The sequence below is a fragment of the Roseobacter sp. MH60115 genome (assembly GCF_015644665.1).
Taxonomy (GTDB): Bacteria; Pseudomonadota; Alphaproteobacteria; order Rhodobacterales; family Rhodobacteraceae; genus Roseobacter.
This window is the reverse complement of the sequence record NZ_JADOBQ010000002.1, coordinates 173,852-191,836: the sequence shown is the minus strand read 5'-3', so window position 1 is coordinate 191,836 and position 17,985 is coordinate 173,852. Positions and strand designations below refer to the sequence as shown.

Genomic DNA, 17,985 nt, shown 5'->3' with positions numbered 1-17,985 from the left:
ATGACGGAGACACCCTGCATCCGGCGTGTCGGCCTCTCCGGTCTGCTGGTCAGCTTTGGCGATGCCATGAGCGAACCGGCCAACCGCGCCGCCCTCGCCTTTCGCGCCGTGCTGGAAGCCGAGGTCTGGCCGGAAGTGACAGAGACCATGATGTCGCTGGTGTCGGTCTTTGTCGCTGTCGATCTGGTCGACGTCTCTGCCGATGAGATCGAAGAGCGGCTACGGGCCCTGCTGGCCCGGCAGGATTGGTACGCGGCACCCCTGCCCAAGGGCCGCACCCTCTGGCACGTCCCAACGGTCTATGGAACAGATCTGGCCCCACAGTTGGAGGAGGCCGCAGGTGTTGCGGGCCTTGACCCGGACGAGGCCATTGCGCAGCTCTCAACCGCGCGGGTCCGTGTCCTCACCATCGGGTTCGCGCCCGGTCAGCCTTACCTGGGCGAATTGCCCGAGGTCTGGAACATCCCGCGCCAGCAGGGGCTGACCAAGAGCGTGCCATCCGGGGCGCTTGTCACAGCGATCCGGCAGTTGATCATCTTCACAGCTCCCACCCCCACCGGCTGGCGGCATGTGGGGCAAACCGCGTTTCGCAACTTCAACCAGCTGACAGAAGATCCCTTTGCCCTGGTCCCCGGGGACGAGTTGATTTTCCCGGCCATGGATCGCCCTGCGTTTGACAAACTGGTTGCCAAACATAGCTATGGCGCTGCTGACCGTGAGGCGATTTCATGAGGGCCGCGCTGCGCATTCTGTCGGCGGGTCCGGCGCTGAGCCTGCAGGATATGGGGCGGACGGGATACCTGGCGCACGGGCTGACCCGCAGCGGCGCTGCCGACGTGCTTGCCTTGCAGGAGGGTGCCGCACTCCTGCGCCAAAGCGCGACCTGCGCGGCCATAGAGATGATGGGCATGGGCGGCAGTTTCGAGGCCACCACTGATACGGTGATCGCCCTCACCGGCGCGCGGATGACCGCGACACTGGACGGCGCGCCGCTGATCTGGAACGCAAGCCACACCCTGCCCACCGGTGCAAAGCTGGTCATTGGCGGCGCGCAATCCGGCACCTATGGGTATCTCCATATCGCGGGTGGTTTTGAGGCGCCGATGGAGATGGGCGCACGTGCCGCCCATCTGGCGGCGGGGATTGGCGCGCTGCTGAAGGAAGGCGACGCGCTGCCCATTGCGCCCAACCCGCAAACGTCGTCGGGCGTTTTCCTAACCCCGCAAGACCGTTTCAACGGTGGCACCGTGCGCATCGTGGACTCCTTTCAGTCCACGTTTTTCTCGGTGGACACCCGGGCGCGTTTCACCCGCACGGAGTTTCGACGCGACCCTCGCGCCAACCGTCAGGGGGTCCGGCTGGAAACCGATGCAGAAGGGTTTCACGCCGAAGGCGGGCTCAGCATCGTCTCCGAGGTAATCACACCCGGCGACATCCAGATCGCAGGCGACGGCGCGCCCTATGTGCTGATGTGCGAAAGCCAGACCACCGGCGGGTACCCCCGGATTGGCACGGTGATCCCGGCAGACCTGCCGTGCGTGGCGCAGGCGCCGGCGGGTGCACCGCTTCGTTTCGAGACCGTCACGCTAGAAGAAGCCATCGAGATCGAAAAACGCGCCCGCGCCGAGATCAAGGCCCTGCCATCGCGCGTCGAACCGCTTGTCCGCGATCCGCATGACATCGCGGATTTGCTCAGTTACCAACTGGTCAGCGGCGCCGTGTCGGCCACCGCCGACCCATTTGCCCCCTGAAGGAGACCCCATGACCCGCGTAGACCTGAATGCCGATATGGGAGAGAGCTTTGGCCCGTGGAAAATGGGCGATGACGCCGCCCTGCTGAAAATCGTGACCTCGGCCAATATTGCCTGTGGCGCACATGCGGGGGACGCGCAGGTGATGGCGACCACCATGGGGATCGCGATGGAAAACGGCGTAGGCATCGGCGCACACCCCGGCTTTGCCGACTTGCAGGGTTTTGGGCGGCGGCGCATGAACGTGCCGCGCGGCGAGTTGCAGAATTCCATTCGCTATCAGGTGGCGGCCTCAGTGGGGGTCGCGCGCGCGATGGGCACCAAGGTGCGGCATCTGAAACTGCACGGCGCGCTGGCGAATATGGCCTCGGAGGACGAACAGCTGGCGCGGGATTGCTATGACGCGGCGCTCTCGGTTGATCCCGAGCTGATCGTCATGGTGCTCTGCGCCACGGCACAGGAGGCGGCCGTGCGGGCGTTGGGCTGCGCCCATGCAGGCGAAATCTTTGCCGACCGCGCCTACAACGATGACGCAACGCTGGTGGACCGCAGCCTGCCGGGCGCGGTGATCCACGATCCGGAGGTCGCAGGCCAGCGCATGGTCGAGATGGTACAGGCAGGCGCGATCATCACCGCCTCCGGCAAGCAGATCGAAACCGATATCAACACCATCTGCCTGCATGGGGACACGCCGACCGCTGTGCAGATTGCCGGCTCTGTGCGGGGGGCTTTGGAGACAGCGGGGGTGACCGTCACGCAGTTTGACGGTCGGCGCTGATCAGGGCCTTTCCGAGGATCAGAGCGGCCCGCCGTCCACCACTTGCTCCGGGTGGTGGTCCACCCAGTCTGCAAGCAGATCGGCCAACACCGGATCAACAGCCGCATCCGGCGCGCGTCGTGGCACGGGCACGCCTGCTTGCAGGGCCGCCACCAGGCAAGCCGCGTGATCACGCTCTGCCCGTTGCGGGCAATTCTCAGAGCCGTGCAGGATCGTCGACAATAGCGTACCGCCGTAGCCGTTCTGATGATCCAGATTGGCGCCGATCTCGATGAAATACGTCATCAATTCGGGCAGGCCTTCCCAGCCAGCAACATGCAGCGGGGTCAGGCCCTCGGCATCAGGCGCATCGAAGGGGACCCCCAGTCCCACCAGCCGTTTGATGTGATCGCCCTTGCCCGGCAGATGCAGGATCATGCGGATGATATCCCGGTAGGCCCCGGGCAACTGCGCGGGATCGATCCGTGCGCCCCCGACATCCCCGCCTGACGCCGCGTTGGCAAGCATCTCCTCTACCGGACTCAGCCGTGGCGCAGTACCCTTTGCCTCGATTGCATCCGCCAATACCTGATTGCCGAACACACGCGCGTAAGCATAGGCCGAGTGTCCTTCGTAGGTGTCCGCGGGGTCCGCCCCCGCCGCCAGCAGAAGCTCTACCATCTCCCGGCGGGACATCCGGCGTGCGGCCTGATGCAAGGCCGGAATGACCCACGGGCGCTCTCCCCCCACATGGGTGCCATCGAAATCATTGGGCCGCGCACCCGCCGCCAGCAGCAGCCTGACCGCCTCGACATCATGGAAATCCATGGCCCGCAGCAGCGCATTCGTGCCGCGCGGATCGGCCCCGTGTTTCAACAACAGCCGGAGCCCCTCGTGGTGTCCAAGTTCCGTCGCGTGATAGAGCGATTCGCCATCGTTCGGGTCGGCGCCGTGCTCCAGCAGCCACTGCCCGAGTATCATGTTGTTCGCGTGACCGATGGCACCATAGAGAGCGGATAGCTGGTGATCATTGTCCGGTGCCACCGGCATGGAGTCATTCACAGATGCCCCATGGGCGAGCAGCAGTTCAGCAAGTGCAATCATGTCATCGGCACGGTCAGGCCGGTGATGGATGTACCGGGAAAAAGCCAGATGACACATCGGTGTCCGCGGGCCAAGGGGACGGACGGCGGCCTGTTGATCCACCGCCAGCACCGCCTTCACAGCCATCAGATCATAGAGCGCCACCTGCAAGCCGAACTGCCCCTCCGCCAAGTCGGGCGTATCGGTGAGCAGCTTTTCAATCACGTGGCTCTGCCCCTGAAAGATCGCGATTTTGAGCCGTTGTTGCAGGGCCGCCCGATCAAGCCCCTGCAGTTCTGCGGCGAGTTTCAGAGCAGGCCAGCTTTCGAACTGAGCTTCGCGGGCGATGACATGCAGGAAATCAGCATGTTTCAGCGGAGCGCCATCAGGGCGCGGCGGGTGGTTGGCGACGCGTTGCCGCGCATAGATCTCATCGGCCTCGTACGCCCGGCGCAACGCCTTCGCATCACGTCGCAGTTGATCAAGGGATTTTGTCATGGGTTTCCTCATATCCTGCCCTTCGGTCCGCTGGATCGGGCATGAGAAACACCAAAGTGTTCTAAGCGATATGAAAGGGCGCCGATGACGGCTTTCCGCGGACCTGGGTGCCGCCCTCAGTCGGCCAAAACAGACTACCCCAACACCCCGCTTCATGCCAAGAGCGAAGGCATTCGAGTCACCAGTTTCACCGGTTCTGCCACGCAACATGTTCTGATCTTTGAGGTTTTTCCGAGTATGCAGAAAAGTGCAGATTTTACCTCAAAGCTAACCGGTTGTTAGGGTATCCCAAGGCATACAGATCGGGACCGACCACTCGCTAGGAGGCCGATATGTTACCGGAATCGCTCAAAAATACCTCGCTTGATACTCTTTTTCGCATGATCGTCGCGGCATTGACATCTGCGGGCTTGCTGTTGACGGCCTGTGCTGCCGTCATCGTCTATCTTTTGATGGAATCCGAACGCGATGCAGGCATCCTGTCGCATTCTGCCGACCCGGTTGGTATTGAGTTGGGCGAGGTCATTACGTCGGTCGGTTACGGCGGTTTGATCCACTCCTTCAAGAACTATGTCCTCAGAGGCACGGAACGGCATTTCGACGATATCTCTGATGACGCCCACGCTGCGAAAATCGCGCTGGAGCGGCTGGCCAGAACCAGCCCCGAAAACAAGGTACATGCAGAGAACATCACCGCCGTCGTTGCCGCCTATCTGGCAAAGTCCAATGACGTCAAAGCCATGGTGGAGACAGGGGCCACGCCGGAGGACATTGATGCCGTCGTCAAGATTGACGATTCCCCAGCACTCGACGCTCTTGCCGCCATCGCCGCCGCTCAACAACTTGCGTATGTGGAAGCCACAGGCCTCTCTGCGGAAGAAGGAAGCAAGAGCAAGTCCGGATTGTTGAGCGACCTGCGCAGCGCACTTGGCTATGGCGGCATGATCCACCATTTCAAGAACTACGTGTTGCGCAAGGACGCCCCGCGCGTCGAAAAGATCACGGCGTCACTGGAGCGGGCAAAGTTCGATATCGAGCTCTACGCATCCCTGCCCACCAACGACACGGAGATCGCGGCGCTCGACGCCTTGAGAGAGGTTGTTTCGCAGTATGAACAGGGTTTGGAACAAGCCCAGAGGGCGGTAGCGGAGGGTCTCTCAGCCACGGAAATTGACGCCCTTGTGAAAGTGTCGGATGGCCCTGCCCTTGAAGCGCTTGCACAGCTCGATTCGACAATCGATGTGAGCCTTTACGAGCAAACGAGGGATCTGGACGACGATATTCGGTCCTCCAAATACATTGGGATGGTCATTGCATCGGCAACTGCACTAATCTGTGCGGCGCTGGCGCTCGGGATCGGGCGCATACTCAAAACCTCCGCCGTTGCACCTGCCAAAGATCTTTCCGAACGCATCTCGGCGTTGGCGCAGGGGAACACGTCCGTGACGTTCAGCGACCTGGCGGGCGCAACTGAAATTGGTTCTATCGCCGAAGCGGCGAGTTCCTTCCGCTCTTCACTGATCCGAAATCTTGAACTGACCGAAGCGGCCGAGAAAGCGGCGGAAGAGCATCGGGTCATGGCGGAAGAGCAGATGAGAATGCTTGCGGAGCAAAAGGCGCTCCATGAGGAACGTGAGCGTGCTGCAGCGGAAGCATCCCAGCGTCAGAAGGAGCAGGATGCGCTGCAGGAGCGGATCGGACAGGTTTCTCAAGCCGCTGGCAACGGGGATTTCTCCACACGCGTCGCGATGGCATCGAAGCATGAGGATCTGGCCCTGGTCGGGCGACACGTCGATGAACTACTGGAAACGGTGGAGACGGGCCTGGAAGCGATTTTCGCTGTGACAGACAAGATGCATGACGGCGATCTGAGCGCGCGCATGGACGGGGACTTCAAGGGCGCGTTCCGCGAGCTGCAAAAATCGTTCAATGCCTCACTGATGCAGATCGCAAAACTCGTCGATGCGGTGCTCGAGAATGCACAAGCGATTGATGCCGACACGGATGCAATTGCCAATGCAACGAATTCCTTGGCCAAACGCACCGAGTCGCAGGCGGCATCTTTGCAGGAATCGTCCAGCGCCGTGACGGAGCTGTCAGCGTCTGTCGAGTCCGTGTCCACGCAGGCAGGGGAAGCGCGAGACCTCACCAACGAAGCGCTGGATATCGCCAACAAGACCGGGGATGTCGTGAAGCGAGCAGTGGCATCCATGGCTGCAATTGTGCATGCATCCAAGGAAATTTCGAAGGTCACTTCGCTGATCGATGATATTTCGTTTCAAACGAACCTGCTTGCGCTCAACGCGGGTGTTGAAGCGGCCAGAGCCGGAGAAAGTGGGCGTGGCTTCAGCGTCGTCGCCTCAGAAGTGCGCGCACTCGCGCAACGCGCGGCAACGGCGGCCAGTGAGATCAACACGCTGATCGAAACCAGCGAAGCACAGGTAACCAAAGGCGCGAAACAGGTGGACGAGACGGGTGATGCGATATCCCGAATTTCAGACTTCATCGAAGGCCTGAACGACGCCATGCATTCAGTTGCAAACGCGACTATTGAACAGACTGCGGCCCTCACCCAGGTGAGCGGTGCCATGAATGAACTGGACGGTGTCACCCAGCAAAATGCTGCGATGTTTGAAGAAACTGCGGCATCGACTGCCGCGCTCAAGGTCAGAACCGACGCGCTCATTGAAACCAGCGGGTGTTTCAAAACAGACGCGCGCGCCACAGTGTCCGAGCAAGCGGCAATGAACTGACCTTCACGGCCAAACCGACACAATGCACCGCGCACAAGTTGCGCGGTGCAAACGCTTGATGAAGCCACATTGGGCTTCCGTCCAGTTGTGCAGCCTTCTTGACCAAAGTCAGCTGCGCGCGACTTTCCGAGATATTCCGAATTTCGGCGAAGATTGGGGCCGCACCTATGCCTTGGGCAGGTCACACAATGTAAATGCGAACGCGCATTCCAAGGGCCCCCTGAAGGAATACGACCGTCCGCCAAGTTAACCTCCCCGATAAGCCAGGCTCAAAGACAAGAGACGGCACGGTACCATCTTGTGATTTCAGGACATGCAAATATATCTGGCATGCAAGAGACGACACCCATCGACACGTGAGCCCATCAGAAATTAACGCCAAAAAAGGAAGCGCGATGACCGCCCGTAAGCCGCCAAATCTCTGTAACAAAATGCAGGATCTACGTGTTGAAATAGATGCCATTGACGCGGATCTGATTGATCTTCTTGTTGAACGAAGCCGCTATATCGACCGCGCCATCGTGATAAAAGAAGCCGAAGGGCTTCCTGCACGTATCACGGACAGGGTTGAGGAAGTGGTGAACAATGTTGCGACGCGGGCCCGTGCACAAGGCCTGGATCCGGTCCTTGTGGAGACCATCTGGCGCGGCCTGATCGAATGGTCGATCGACCGTGAAGCGGAAAGGCTGGGTGCGTAGTCCCAATACACTGAAGAGCGGGGCCTCCGGTAAACCACATTGGCTGAGCACATTGGAAAGTCGCATATGGCAGCCCCCTGCGGTACCCTGTAAACTCTACTGGTCAGGAACGATGCCTTCGGGGTGGCTCAAAAAACACACCTGCTTTGCGATCACCGAGGTAGAAATCAAAGTTGGCGCAGGATCTCTCGATCCGTCGGGTGCGATCGACATGGATTTACTGTCCTAATTCCGAATAACAACCGATTCACCCCAGGCCGTGCCGGTATCAGTTTCACTGGGCGAGATGGTCGCAGGCATTCCAATCACACTGCCTATTGCGCGCTTAAACGCAGCGTTCTTTTCCGGGCCAGAGCTTTTGTTGGATAGATCGAAATGGCAATTGACATGATGACTGAGAGAGATTGCTTCGTCCGCGACCCGCTCGTTCGGCGTCCAATCAGCGGTAGAGACTACACAACCGACCGGTTTTGTCACCGTATTACGGCACAGATTTCCGACCATCTGCAGCAACCTCCTTGTTCCCAGCACACATAACAAGGAAATCGAATTTACCGTTTTTGCCGCTTCCGTCCAAGTCTGTGATGCGCGCCGATATCTGTTCTTGATTGGCGAACGGCAGGTGTCCTGCGCCAACATGGGTTATATGTCGATGCACTCAGCTATTCTCAGAGCATCCTCCATCTCACCGCCTAGGTGCTCACGCCCAATGCACCCTTTGTCGCAGTGGCCGTTGGTTTGATTTTCAAAGGCTTCGAAACTGTGATGTGTGGCAACAGTGATCGGCCCGACGCGGGCAAGGGCTGGCTGGGCAAACAACCACCAAAAGTTGGTCAAAAGCGTTTGTGACCGCGAGCGCCTGATTACCGTGGTCTGATCCGAACGACTGGGTGAAACTCTGACCCCCATTGGCCGTCGGACTCCGATTCCGCTCTGGAGTGCACGGTGTGCCTGCGCACCGATCCTGACGCATCCCGCGTGAGCAGATATTGCGGTTAGCACATTCAGGAAGTGCAGCAAAACCGCTTCCAAAAAACGGGGAAACCCTGCCCTTCAGATGGGCCTTCCATCTAAAACCCGAGCGGCGCGTCCAGCACAGAGAAACTGATACGCGGAATTCACCTGCGGCATGCTATCGTAAGCGATGTTCCGACACCGGCTCTTTGCCTGTCTTACTCAATTCTCCGGCGTTAGGTCAGTGGGGCACACCCCATCAGTCCTGCGGGCAGCACGACAATTGCCCCTGCCTGGTAGAGTTGCGCGACAAAACCCGCATCCTTGCTGACCAGCACCGTGCCAAGCGCCGTGGTATCTGTAATCGAGATGTGGTCCGGCAAGGCATCGATAAAATTCGCCGTCGCAAGCGGGACCAGGGCCGCAGGCGCATCGCTCGACAGCAGCATCACCGAGGCCAGAAGCGCAAGCCAGCCGACACCCAGAACACCCAATCCCATCAGCCATTTAATAATCATGAATGTGTTCCACGGTCACGCCCGCCGCCAGAAATCCGCGCAGGCGGTCCCCTAGATCACGTACCTTGAGCCCGACCAGATGGCGGTGATCCCCATAGCCCTGGCGGCGCATGGAGCTGCGAGCATCCTCGAATTCAGCTGCATCTGCAAGAACGGTCAGCATGATGTCATCATTTCCTGCAATCTCCACAAAATCCACACCCTCCTGCGCCATGCGCAGCATCAACTCGGTCAGCGCGCGGTACCGCGGCGTTTCAAGCTCCGTACCTTCGTCGCGTTGCGCGACCACGCTGACACCGTCCGGCGCGGGGCCAGAATACCCTGTCACAATCATACGCAAGGTTAACGCATCCGCTCCAACATTCTCGACCGCAGCGGCGATGGCCTGCGCATAGACCGCTTTTGCCTTGTATTCCAAACCCAGCGCGATCTGCCGTTCGCGATCGCGCAAACCTGTTGCGACGGAGTTCTCCAGCGCCGCAGCGTCTGCGAGGAAATCCCATTGGTACCACGGCACCTGCTGCAGGAAGGTCGCATATCCGCGCGCCTGTTGTGCGAAAAGATCGTCCAGCGGGGCGCGCGCAGGGCCGCGAAACCAAACCACGGCACGCCCGACGGTTTCCTCATAGGCGGCCCTTAACACCAATTCGACGGTGAAACTGATGCCGATCACATAAACCATTTGCTTGGTCTCCCAGGGAAATCCACCGTGCTGGCCTGATATTTTCGACAGGTCGCATAGCGCGGCCCAGAACCCGTGAATACCCTGCAGAAACCCAAAATCATGCGGATCACCGGTTGCGATGACCTGCGCATAGTCGTCGTAGGCATGCACGATATGCCATTCAGGATAGGTCAGATACGTGCGGCTCTCCGGACGGTGATGCTCTGGTGGCAGGATCGCCGCGTAGTCATCGGGAATGCTCTCGCCCCGGCAGGCAATCTCATTATGGGCAACTGGAATCAGCAACACAACGACAAGCAGCAGCAAAAGGAGGACCGCGCCTCGGATGACGCGCCACAACAGGGAAATCACGCGCGATCCAGTTTCAGACCGGCCCAAAGCGCGACCGCACCCAACAGCAGGTGCGGCACGTTCGCTGCAAGCCGCAGGAAGGTGAATGACAGTCCAGCAGAAGCGTTGGTGAAGATGCCCAGATCAAGATAGCCATAGCCGGTGAAGAAACCGAAGACACCATCGCCCAGATAAAGCGCGCCGAACACGATGAGAAAGAACCTGGCGGATTGCTTAGACCAGAGCGCCGCAAAAAGCGCCCAGAGCGCCGAGGCGACATGCAGGGCGTCGTCGAAGATATCGAGCGCAAAGATACCAAAGGCCAGCCCCTCCGCATCCGTCAGCCCGGGGATGTAGTTGAGCGAGGCCGCGGCCAGCAGCACGACGACATAGACAAGGCAGATCTTTTGCAGAATGCTCATAGCGGCTCCAGATAAGTGTCCCAGAACGCGCTGCGATAGAGCCCGCCCGGATCCAGCACACGTTTTGCCGCCGCGAACTCCACGGCACGCGGGTAGGCGTTTTGAAATTGCGCCGGGGTCGGATGCGGACGGTAGGGCAAATAGTAACTGCCGCCGATTTCGGTGATGGCCCCGACAAGGGCCCGGGTCATCCGCTGCATGTCGGCTTCTCCGCGGGCTGTTTTCTCCTGACTGAAGGACATCACCGCCGCAATACGGGGCACGGTCGCGTAACTGAGCCAGCTTTCGGGATCGCGATCCACAAACCGCAACGTGACATTGAGAAACTCCTGGTAGGAGGCCGGAATGATATCGCGACAGACCTGCAGGAATTCCGGGAACCGGTCCGGTGCCACGAAATATTCATGCAGAATATCGACCCGATGGGGATTGCGGTCGTCCAGCGTGACCACGGGTTCGTTGATCAGAGAGTTGCGCGTGGTCGGCCCGCCACCAACCATGGGTCCGAGTTGTGTCTCAAAGGCCCATCGCAAGGCCTTGCCCGGTTCATTGCCCAATTGCGCACGATAGACACGGCTGGCCAGACGAGACACGGCGCCGGACCCTGCAGCCGCGGGCAGATCGGATTGATCCGCAGACGGGCGGTAGGTGACCAGAAATGCCTCTTCGAAAAAGGAGTCGTGATCCACGTTCAGCCTGCCGTAGGCCATGTTCACCTGCGGATCATTGACCGCCTCCACGAAGACCTCACCAAAGGTCTCTGCGGGCATGCGTTCGAATGAGGGGGCAAGCCTGAGGTTCGGTTCCGCCGCCACCTCCATGGCGACAATGGCGCCGGTGAGCCCATAACCCCCCATGCTCATGGCAAAAAGCTCCGGGTTCTCCTGCCGGGAACAGCGCACCAGATCGCCCTCGGGCAACAGCAACTCGATGCTCCGCACGGTGGCGCCCATCGGGCCAAAGGGCACCGCCCAGCCATGGGCATTCACGCAAAATGTCGCCGCAACGCCAAAGTCATGGTTGGACTGCATCACCTGCGGCGAAAACCCCATGGGGTCGAGCGCTGCGATCACCTGCGACCAGCGCGCCCCGGCATGGACGCGGTAGGTCCTTGCTTGACTGTCGAGTTCGACCAAACCGTTGTCGAAAGTAACCGCGTGGCCACCCCTTGGGATGGCCTGTCCACCCATGGAATGCCGTGCGGCCCCGATATTGATCGGGCGCCCCCCGTTTTTGGCCTCGGCCATTTCGGCGCGCAGACGATCAACTAGCGCGTCCGTCGGGTCTTCTGTCAGGGTGATATGGCGATGAACCGGCGTCGCGCTCAACTCGCTGGCGTCATTCAGCGTAAGCTCCGACGCCGGCCCCTCAGTCAGCAGGGTATCGGCAATCGGTGTGAGATTGGGTTGCAGATAACGGGTGGCGAGAGCGCCGACCGCGGCACCGGTGCCCAGCAAAAGGGCTCGCCTGCCAAATGTCTTCATGCCATTCCTTTCCGGAACGCCTTATTGGTGTGTTTCTACCCAAGGGTATCCTCGAAAATCGCAAAGGTCTAAAAGCTTCACGCCATCGAGCCATAAAAAATGACCTAGGCCAGGCAATATTTGCACACAGGGCGGATACAAAAAGACGTCGCAGGCGACCTATGCCTTGGACGTCGAAGGTGCCAGAAAATCAATTTTTTCAAAGAGGTATTCGATATCTATTGGCTTTTCCATGCCGATGTCCGCACCAATCTGGCGCGCGGTTGACAGGATATGCTCCATGCCGGGAAACTTGGTCGTGCCGGTGATCGCGATGATGGGCATCTTGCAGTGCTTTTCCTGCCGCCGAACCCATGAAATCAGGCCGATCCCTCCATCAGGCACTGCTTGCCCACTCACCTTGACGATAACATCCGTGATCAGCAGATCAAATTCCGCCAGCATAAGCTCTTCCTGCGCGGCCGAGGCCGAACTGCAGGTTTGCACGGTGTGACCCGCCTTTTCCAGGCTCAGCGACAGCTGATAGCTCAATGTCAGATCGTCTTCCATCAGAAGAATGCGTGCCAATTTTTCCTCCACCGAAATCGCGTTTTTCACCCCTAGCGTGTATTTATGCACTACGATAAGACCAGAGGGAAGAACCATATTGGACCGTTCGAGACACAACCGCCCGTAAGGTATGGGATATCTGCGGATGTAAACGCAACGCGCCAGGCAAACGGAGACATCAGATGGGCCAGCGTTTGACCGAGGCGGAGCTACAGCAAGCGCTCGACACCTGTGCCAGCGAACCGGTGCATATCCCCGGCATCGTGCAACCCTTTGGCTATCTGCTTGCCTATGATCCTGACACCGGTCTGGTGCGCTATGCGAGCGAAAACTGCTCCGACCTGCTTGGAAAGCCCCTGAACAAACTGCTTGGCACATCCGCCAAAGACCATCTTGGGCCGGAAATCTGGCACGAGCTGCGCAATGCAGCGTCGCGAAACGAGTTTTCGGACGAAAACCTCTCTGTCTTCAACAGCGAAATCAATGGCATGCTCTGCGCCATCGGCGCTTTTGAAAGCGGCGGCATGCATGTCGTCGAAATCGAGAAGACACGCGAGGACATTCTGAACGGTGCAGAGGCCCTGCGGTCGATGAGCTTTCTGATGGCACAAGTCCACGCGTGCACCGAAAAGCAGGAACTGATGGACCTGACCGTCAACCTGATCCGGCATTTCACGGGCTATGACCGCGTGATGATTTATCAGTTCGACCATGAATTTAACGGCGAAGTCATCTCAGAGACCTGCCGGTCCTCCATGCCGAGCTTTGCAGGGCTGCGCTTTCCACATTGGGATATTCCCGAACAGGCGCGCGCCATCATGAAGAAAGTCCCGGTCAGGCTGATCGAAGACGTGGATCAGGTGCCGGTTCCGCTGGTGGCCGCCGGCGCGGATTTGCCGCCTCTGGACATCACACTGGCTGCCTGCCGCGGCGTGTCCCCTGTTCACATGCAGTATCTGACCAACCTCGGCAGCAAGGCAACGATGACGTTGAATATTGTCGTCGAAGATCGCCTGTGGGGCATCATTTCACTGCACAATCGCAGCCGGAAAGTGCCACCGGCCACGCTGCGGGAGGTGTTGAAAAGCTTCGTACCGGTGTTTTCGGCAAAGCTTCTGGCCATTCGCAACGAGGAAACGCTCGGCCGCATCAGAAGGCTTGAAGAGACCATCGTGAGCGATCCCGCCCGAGATTTCAGGATGGAGAAACTGCTGCCTGAGATCGCACCGCTTGTGATGGAGGTGATCGATGCTGACGGGATCGCGGCCATCGGGGCGACCACAACCTCCTCCTTCGGCATGTCACCCAAACCGGAGCTCCTGCGACAGCTTCAGATCCACGCAAGTGGTCAAGTCGGCACCGTGATCGCCATTGACAATCTGGTCGACGCTTTTCCCGATCTGGCCAAGGAAACGAATGGATGCGCCGGTGCGCTGGTTGCGAGCATTCTGCCGGACAGCGCGATTTGCATCTTCCGCCGGGAGGTCTCGCAGGATGTGGCGTGGGCGGGCAAGCCCGACAAACCCGTCACCGAGGTTGATGGAAAACTCCGACTGTCTCCGCGCGGGTCCTTTTCGGTCTATATCGAAAACGTTGCAGGCCGCAGCAAAACATGGTCGGCGGACGATCAGTACTTCATCGGGCACGTGCGGACGCTGCTGCATGCTTCCGAGCGCCAGACCCTGATGAACACGATGAACCGGCAGCAATCGCTGATGATCGACGAATTGAACCACCGAGTGCGCAATATCCTTGCGTTGGTAAGGTCCGTTTCGCGTCAGTCGCGCAGGCGATACACGTCAATCGACGGCTACGCCGACGCCATCGAAAGCCGCATCCGCGCATTGGCCGCCTCGCACGAGTTGAACGCGCAGTCCTTGACCAGCTCAGTATCGATCAAGAGCCTCATCAAGAAGGAATTTGAACCGTTCACAAAGGTGGCGGAAAGTCGGCTTCACCTTGAAGGTCCGGACCGCAACCTGCTCGCCGAAACCGCCCCGATTTTTTCCCTCGTGATGCATGAACTGGCAACCAACACGGTAAAATACGGTGCCCTGAGCGTCGAGGAGGGGGAGGTCCGCATCATGCTGGAGCGCCTGCCGGATGCCATGCAGGTCACCTGGCAGGAACATGGTGGGCCGACGGTTAACACGTCAGCCGCCAATGGCTTTGGCCGGGCGATGATCGAGCACGCCGTGCCGCACGAGCTTGGCGGGAGCGCACAGCTGATCTTTGAACCCACGGGTGTCAAAGCGGTTTTCCTGCTGCCTGATCGACACTTTGACGATACCGAGGCGCCGCGGGACTTAGAGCCCCGGGCCAATCCGCGCGCGCCGGGTGCAAAACGCTTTTCCGCCAAGGACGTCCGCGGCCCGGTCCTGCTGCTGGAAGATAACTACCTCATCGCCAAGGAAATGAGCGATCAGATGCGGGAATTCGGCTTTGCCGAAGTAGAGATCTTTGCAAACTCGGTCGACGCACTTGCGTTTCTGGACATCGAACCTGTTGCGCTGGCCATTCTGGATGTCAATCTCGGCCAGAATCAAGACAGTTTCGAGGTTGCCATGAAGCTGCAGAGAATGGATCTGCCGTTCCTTTTCGTGACAGGATATGGCGGAAATGCCGTACTCCCAGAGCCCCTCAAAGACACGCCGCTGCTGAGCAAACCGGTGTCGAACGACGAACTTCAGGAGCAGCTTTTCAAGCTCACACGTTAGTCGTTGCCCCCACGGACGTGCGGCAGCCCGCCCGCGCAGGGGCGCCTTCGATGCCAAGCGACTGTCGGTACTTTGCGACCGTCCTGCGCGACACCTTGGCTTCGCGTCTGGACAGCATCCCGGCAAGCGCCTGATCGGTCAGTGGGCTGTCGGGATCTTCGGCGACAATCATGTCGCGCAGCAGCGCCTTGAGTTTCCGGCGCGATGCGTGCCGCCCGCGTTTACGTCCAAGCGCGCGGGAAAAGAAACGCGTCAGTTCAAGCATCTGGACAGGTGTCTGCACCAGCAACCCCGTTGCGACACGCCCCACCGTGCTTTCATGCACGCCCAACCGCTCAGCCACGTCGCGGCGGCGCAGCGGCTTCAACCCAAGCGTGCCACGTTCTAGAAACCCCACCTGATGGCCAATCACCGTCCGCGCCACATCGAGCGTCATCTGGTTGCGCAGACGCACCGCATTGACCAGCCAGCGCGCATCACGGCGCAATTTGGCGAGCATCGGATCAGCGGCCTTGCCCGTACGCATCAGATCGAAACTCGGCAATGTCGATCGATCCAGTTCGATCTGCCAACCGCGCGCCTCCTTGCGCACGATGATATCGGGGCGGCGTCGCAGGCTGGGATCGTCCTGCTGAAACGCGGCACCGGGTTTGGGGTTGCAGGCACGGATAGCTGCCAGCTTGTCCGCGACAACGCCGGGCGCGAGGCCTGTGGCATCGGTCAAGGCATCGGCACCCCCTACGAGCATAACGCCCAAATGCGCGATGACGGCCGCAGCCGCGTCATCCCAATCGCCATTCTCGATCAACTGAAGCCGCAGGCAGTCGGCCAAATCGCGGGCGAATAGCCCGGTCGGTTCAAAATCCTGCAGACGGGCCAGGACGGCCTCCGCCTGCCGTACTGTCACGCCCGCATGTTCGGCGATGGAGGCCACCGGCTGTCCCAACCAGCCGCTGGGTTCCAACGCTTCGGCAAAGGCATGCGCAACCCGCAGCTGCGACGGATCGTCGAAAGCCACATTGATTGCGCTCAGGACATGCGCATAAAGACTGTCTTCGGCTGCAACGACCGGCGCGTCATAGGCATCCTGCCCGCCCCGCCCGGTAGGTGTGAAATCGAGCAGCGGGTTGCGCGCGGCCATTTCGGAGACGTGGCGGCTCAACTCGTCGTTGTTCATGCGCAGCAGCCCGACCATACCGCACAGCCGCGCACTGACATGCAGCGCCGGTTTGGGAACAAGGCGAAGGTCTGGTTGCATCATGATCGTCCTCTTGCGGACCGCATCAGTCTAGGGCAGCAACGCGTTTCGGTCGAGGGGCAAGTCACGCAGCCTCCTCGGCGGTTTCGCCGCCTTCTTGGGTGGCCCCCTCATCCGTGGGGTCAGGCTCGCCACCACCTTCGCCGTCGGTGGGGGCCTCTTCCTGTGCGCCACCATCTTCTGCGGCTGCCTCGCCGCCGCTTTCTTCGACGTTGGCGTCTTCTTCGCCCGCCCCCTCTTCTTCAGCTCCGGTGGGGTCCGGTACCTCCAGCTCTTCGTCACCTTGCGTGAACTGTGTTGGCTGCAGCCCCTGGTTCAGGTTCTGGCTGCGTTGATTGCGCTGGCTGGTCCGCCGGGTTTCACGCGCTGTCCTGCGTTCCTCGGCCACGCGCCGTTCTTCGGTCGGGTTCAGCGCATTTACGCGAATGCGGTTCACATCGCCCGTGCCCGCCAGCCGCTCAAGCGGCACGTAGTCGGTGCGGAAAATCAGCTCCACCGCGCTGTCGAGCTCGAGGTCCGCGTTGACCTCCTCTTCGGTCTGTGTCCGCTCGGTCGAGACATAGCCGATGGTGTTCTTCATCTTGGCCGAGGCTCCCCAGGGGCCAAATTGCGCCTTAACCCCGGCCTGAACCTCATTGCGCACATCGAAACGGGAGCCACGGTCATCCGTCGCGGCACTGGAGGCATCAATGTGAAACCGCATCGATGCATTCAGACGACCGGAATCGATAACGATCCGCTGCATGCCCATCATCACCATCGTGGCCAGCATCTGCTGTTTGTTGCGCGCCAGCAGCGTGCGAACGGGACCCACCAGAGACTCCGGACTTCCCGTGGGCACGGATTGACCGCTTGGAACCCCAAGCGCCGTCCGCAACGCGCCTTCGGACGGCATTTCCGCCCCGGGGCTGAGTTCAAGGCGCTGGTTCTCCGCCCGCTCCGCCATCCATTCCGCCCGCTCGTCCGGCGACATCTCGTTTGGATTGTCGAACCCTTCCTCCGTGTCCCCTTCGATGCGAAAGGTACCCGGGAACCGCTCCACCAGCCACTGGCGCGCGCCCATGTCGCCGATGTTCGCATCGGCGAACCCGTCGGTGGTCGCGGCCACATTGCGGATCAATTCCACATAGCTTTCAAGCTGTTGTTCGTTCGATTCATTCATCGCCTTGAACACGCCCGTGATCAATTCCCCCACGAAACGCGGAAAGGAGACTGCGTTCAGAATGCGCTCTGTCTGGGGCGCGATCTGGTCGATAGCGGTGCCGGAATAGGCGCGCCCGGCAGATTGACCCTCTGCCAGCGGCGCGCGGCGTTTGCGGGGCAGCGGCGAGGGCGGATCGGACCCCGCTTCTTCGGCCAGTGTCAGCGCGGTGGAGGAAATACGTACCAGTGATTTGGCAACATCCAGACGGGTTTGAGGATCAAGCGTGTCGAACCCTTCAGCGGCGGTCAGCAGGGCGCGGACACCGTGGCGCACGTCATTGCGGGGCCGGTTCGGCGCTGCAGGGAGGGCGGCGACCGCAGTCAT

14 protein-coding genes are annotated in these 17,985 nt (G+C 60.2%); 6 read left to right on the top strand and 8 right to left on the bottom strand.

The window, feature by feature from the left end:
- The 3 genes from ISX84_RS06470 to ISX84_RS06460 are packed head-to-tail and all read left to right on the top strand — an operon-like array spanning position 1 to position 2,529.
- A complete protein-coding gene (locus ISX84_RS06470) occupies positions 1 to 732 on the top strand; it encodes a 5-oxoprolinase subunit B family protein (protein WP_195819535.1) in 732 nt (243 codons plus the stop codon).
- Entirely contained in the window at positions 729 to 1,751 is a 1,023-nt protein-coding gene (locus ISX84_RS06465; RefSeq protein WP_195819534.1) for a biotin-dependent carboxyltransferase family protein, read from the top strand. Before ISX84_RS06470 ends, ISX84_RS06465 begins: the two co-directional genes overlap by 4 nt.
- Before the next feature lie 10 nt (positions 1,752 to 1,761).
- The gene (locus ISX84_RS06460; RefSeq protein WP_195819533.1) at positions 1,762 to 2,529 is read left to right on the top strand and encodes a LamB/YcsF family protein; all 768 of its coding nucleotides are present in this window, start codon (positions 1,762 to 1,764) and stop codon (positions 2,527 to 2,529) included.
- 18 nt (positions 2,530 to 2,547) lie between these two features.
- On the opposite strand, the gene ISX84_RS06455 is transcribed toward ISX84_RS06460, so the two are convergent.
- Positions 2,548 to 4,089: an ankyrin repeat domain-containing protein gene (locus ISX84_RS06455; RefSeq protein ID WP_195819532.1), complete on the bottom strand. Its 1,542-nt coding sequence runs from the start codon at positions 4,087 to 4,089 to the stop codon at positions 2,548 to 2,550.
- 332 nt (positions 4,090 to 4,421) lie between these two features.
- Between ISX84_RS06455 and ISX84_RS06450 the strand changes: the two genes are divergently transcribed.
- Together ISX84_RS06450 and ISX84_RS06445 are read left to right on the top strand one after the other, a co-directional pair.
- Positions 4,422 to 6,842, top strand: a complete 2,421-nt coding sequence (locus ISX84_RS06450) for a methyl-accepting chemotaxis protein (protein ID WP_195819531.1) — start codon at positions 4,422 to 4,424, stop codon at positions 6,840 to 6,842.
- Positions 6,843 to 7,237: 395 nt separating this feature from the next.
- Positions 7,238 to 7,540, top strand: a complete 303-nt coding sequence (locus ISX84_RS06445; protein ID WP_195819530.1) for a chorismate mutase — start codon at positions 7,238 to 7,240, stop codon at positions 7,538 to 7,540.
- A gap of 1,190 nt (positions 7,541 to 8,730) precedes the next feature.
- Here the strand turns inward: ISX84_RS06445 and ISX84_RS06440 are convergent.
- From ISX84_RS06440 to ISX84_RS06420, 5 genes are all read right to left on the bottom strand, one after another.
- On the bottom strand, positions 8,731 to 9,012 hold the full coding sequence (locus tag ISX84_RS06440) for a hypothetical protein (RefSeq protein WP_195819529.1): 282 nt from the start codon (positions 9,010 to 9,012) through the stop codon (positions 8,731 to 8,733).
- Complete coding sequence (locus ISX84_RS06435; RefSeq protein WP_326838712.1) at positions 9,002 to 10,048, bottom strand: hypothetical protein; 1,047 nt, start codon at positions 10,046 to 10,048, stop codon at positions 9,002 to 9,004. The genes ISX84_RS06440 and ISX84_RS06435 overlap by 11 nt, the downstream gene beginning before the upstream one ends.
- On the bottom strand, positions 10,045 to 10,449 hold the full coding sequence (locus tag ISX84_RS06430) for a hypothetical protein (protein WP_195819528.1): 405 nt from the start codon (positions 10,447 to 10,449) through the stop codon (positions 10,045 to 10,047). The genes ISX84_RS06435 and ISX84_RS06430 overlap by 4 nt, the downstream gene beginning before the upstream one ends.
- Positions 10,446 to 11,933 carry an FAD-binding oxidoreductase gene (locus ISX84_RS06425; RefSeq protein ID WP_195819527.1) on the bottom strand — a complete coding sequence of 496 codons (1,488 nt, stop codon included), beginning with the start codon at positions 11,931 to 11,933 and terminating at the stop codon, positions 10,446 to 10,448. Before ISX84_RS06425 ends, ISX84_RS06430 begins: the two co-directional genes overlap by 4 nt.
- Before the next feature lie 159 nt (positions 11,934 to 12,092).
- Positions 12,093 to 12,500: a response regulator transcription factor gene (locus tag ISX84_RS06420; RefSeq protein ID WP_195819526.1), complete on the bottom strand. Its 408-nt coding sequence runs from the start codon at positions 12,498 to 12,500 to the stop codon at positions 12,093 to 12,095.
- 164 nt (positions 12,501 to 12,664) lie between these two features.
- Here ISX84_RS06420 and ISX84_RS06415 point away from each other — a divergent pair, with 164 nt between their 5' ends.
- Positions 12,665 to 15,199, top strand: coding sequence for an HWE histidine kinase domain-containing protein (locus ISX84_RS06415; RefSeq protein ID WP_195819525.1), 2,535 nt, complete (start codon positions 12,665 to 12,667; stop codon positions 15,197 to 15,199).
- Here ISX84_RS06415 and rpoN read toward each other — a convergent pair.
- On the bottom strand, positions 15,189 to 16,457 hold the full coding sequence (rpoN, locus tag ISX84_RS06410) for an RNA polymerase factor sigma-54 (protein ID WP_195819524.1): 1,269 nt from the start codon (positions 16,455 to 16,457) through the stop codon (positions 15,189 to 15,191). The genes ISX84_RS06415 and rpoN overlap by 11 nt on opposite strands.
- 64 nt (positions 16,458 to 16,521) lie before the next feature.
- On the bottom strand, positions 16,522 to 17,985 hold the full coding sequence (locus tag ISX84_RS06405) for a hypothetical protein (RefSeq protein WP_195819523.1): 1,464 nt from the start codon (positions 17,983 to 17,985) through the stop codon (positions 16,522 to 16,524).

Excerpts from the sequence above, each read along its gene's own strand:
- ISX84_RS06470 (WP_195819535.1), top strand. The coding sequence starts at position 1 with ATGACGGAGACACCCTGCATCCGGCGTGTCGGCCTCTCCGGTCTGCTG.
- ISX84_RS06465 (WP_195819534.1), top strand. The coding sequence starts at position 729 with ATGAGGGCCGCGCTGCGCATTCTGTCGGCGGGTCCGGCGCTGAGCCTG.
- ISX84_RS06460 (WP_195819533.1), top strand. The coding sequence starts at position 1,762 with ATGACCCGCGTAGACCTGAATGCCGATATGGGAGAGAGCTTTGGCCCG.
- ISX84_RS06455 (WP_195819532.1), bottom strand. The coding sequence starts at position 4,089 with ATGACAAAATCCCTTGATCAACTGCGACGTGATGCGAAGGCGTTGCGC.
- ISX84_RS06450 (WP_195819531.1), top strand. The coding sequence starts at position 4,422 with ATGTTACCGGAATCGCTCAAAAATACCTCGCTTGATACTCTTTTTCGC.
- ISX84_RS06445 (WP_195819530.1), top strand. The coding sequence starts at position 7,238 with ATGACCGCCCGTAAGCCGCCAAATCTCTGTAACAAAATGCAGGATCTA.
- ISX84_RS06440 (WP_195819529.1), bottom strand. The coding sequence starts at position 9,012 with ATGATTATTAAATGGCTGATGGGATTGGGTGTTCTGGGTGTCGGCTGG.
- ISX84_RS06430 (WP_195819528.1), bottom strand. The coding sequence starts at position 10,449 with ATGAGCATTCTGCAAAAGATCTGCCTTGTCTATGTCGTCGTGCTGCTG.
- ISX84_RS06425 (WP_195819527.1), bottom strand. The coding sequence starts at position 11,933 with ATGAAGACATTTGGCAGGCGAGCCCTTTTGCTGGGCACCGGTGCCGCG.
- ISX84_RS06415 (WP_195819525.1), top strand. The coding sequence starts at position 12,665 with ATGGGCCAGCGTTTGACCGAGGCGGAGCTACAGCAAGCGCTCGACACC.
- rpoN (WP_195819524.1), bottom strand. The coding sequence starts at position 16,457 with ATGCAACCAGACCTTCGCCTTGTTCCCAAACCGGCGCTGCATGTCAGT.
- ISX84_RS06405 (WP_195819523.1), bottom strand. The coding sequence starts at position 17,985 with ATGACTGCGGTCGCCGCCCTCCCTGCAGCGCCGAACCGGCCCCGCAAT.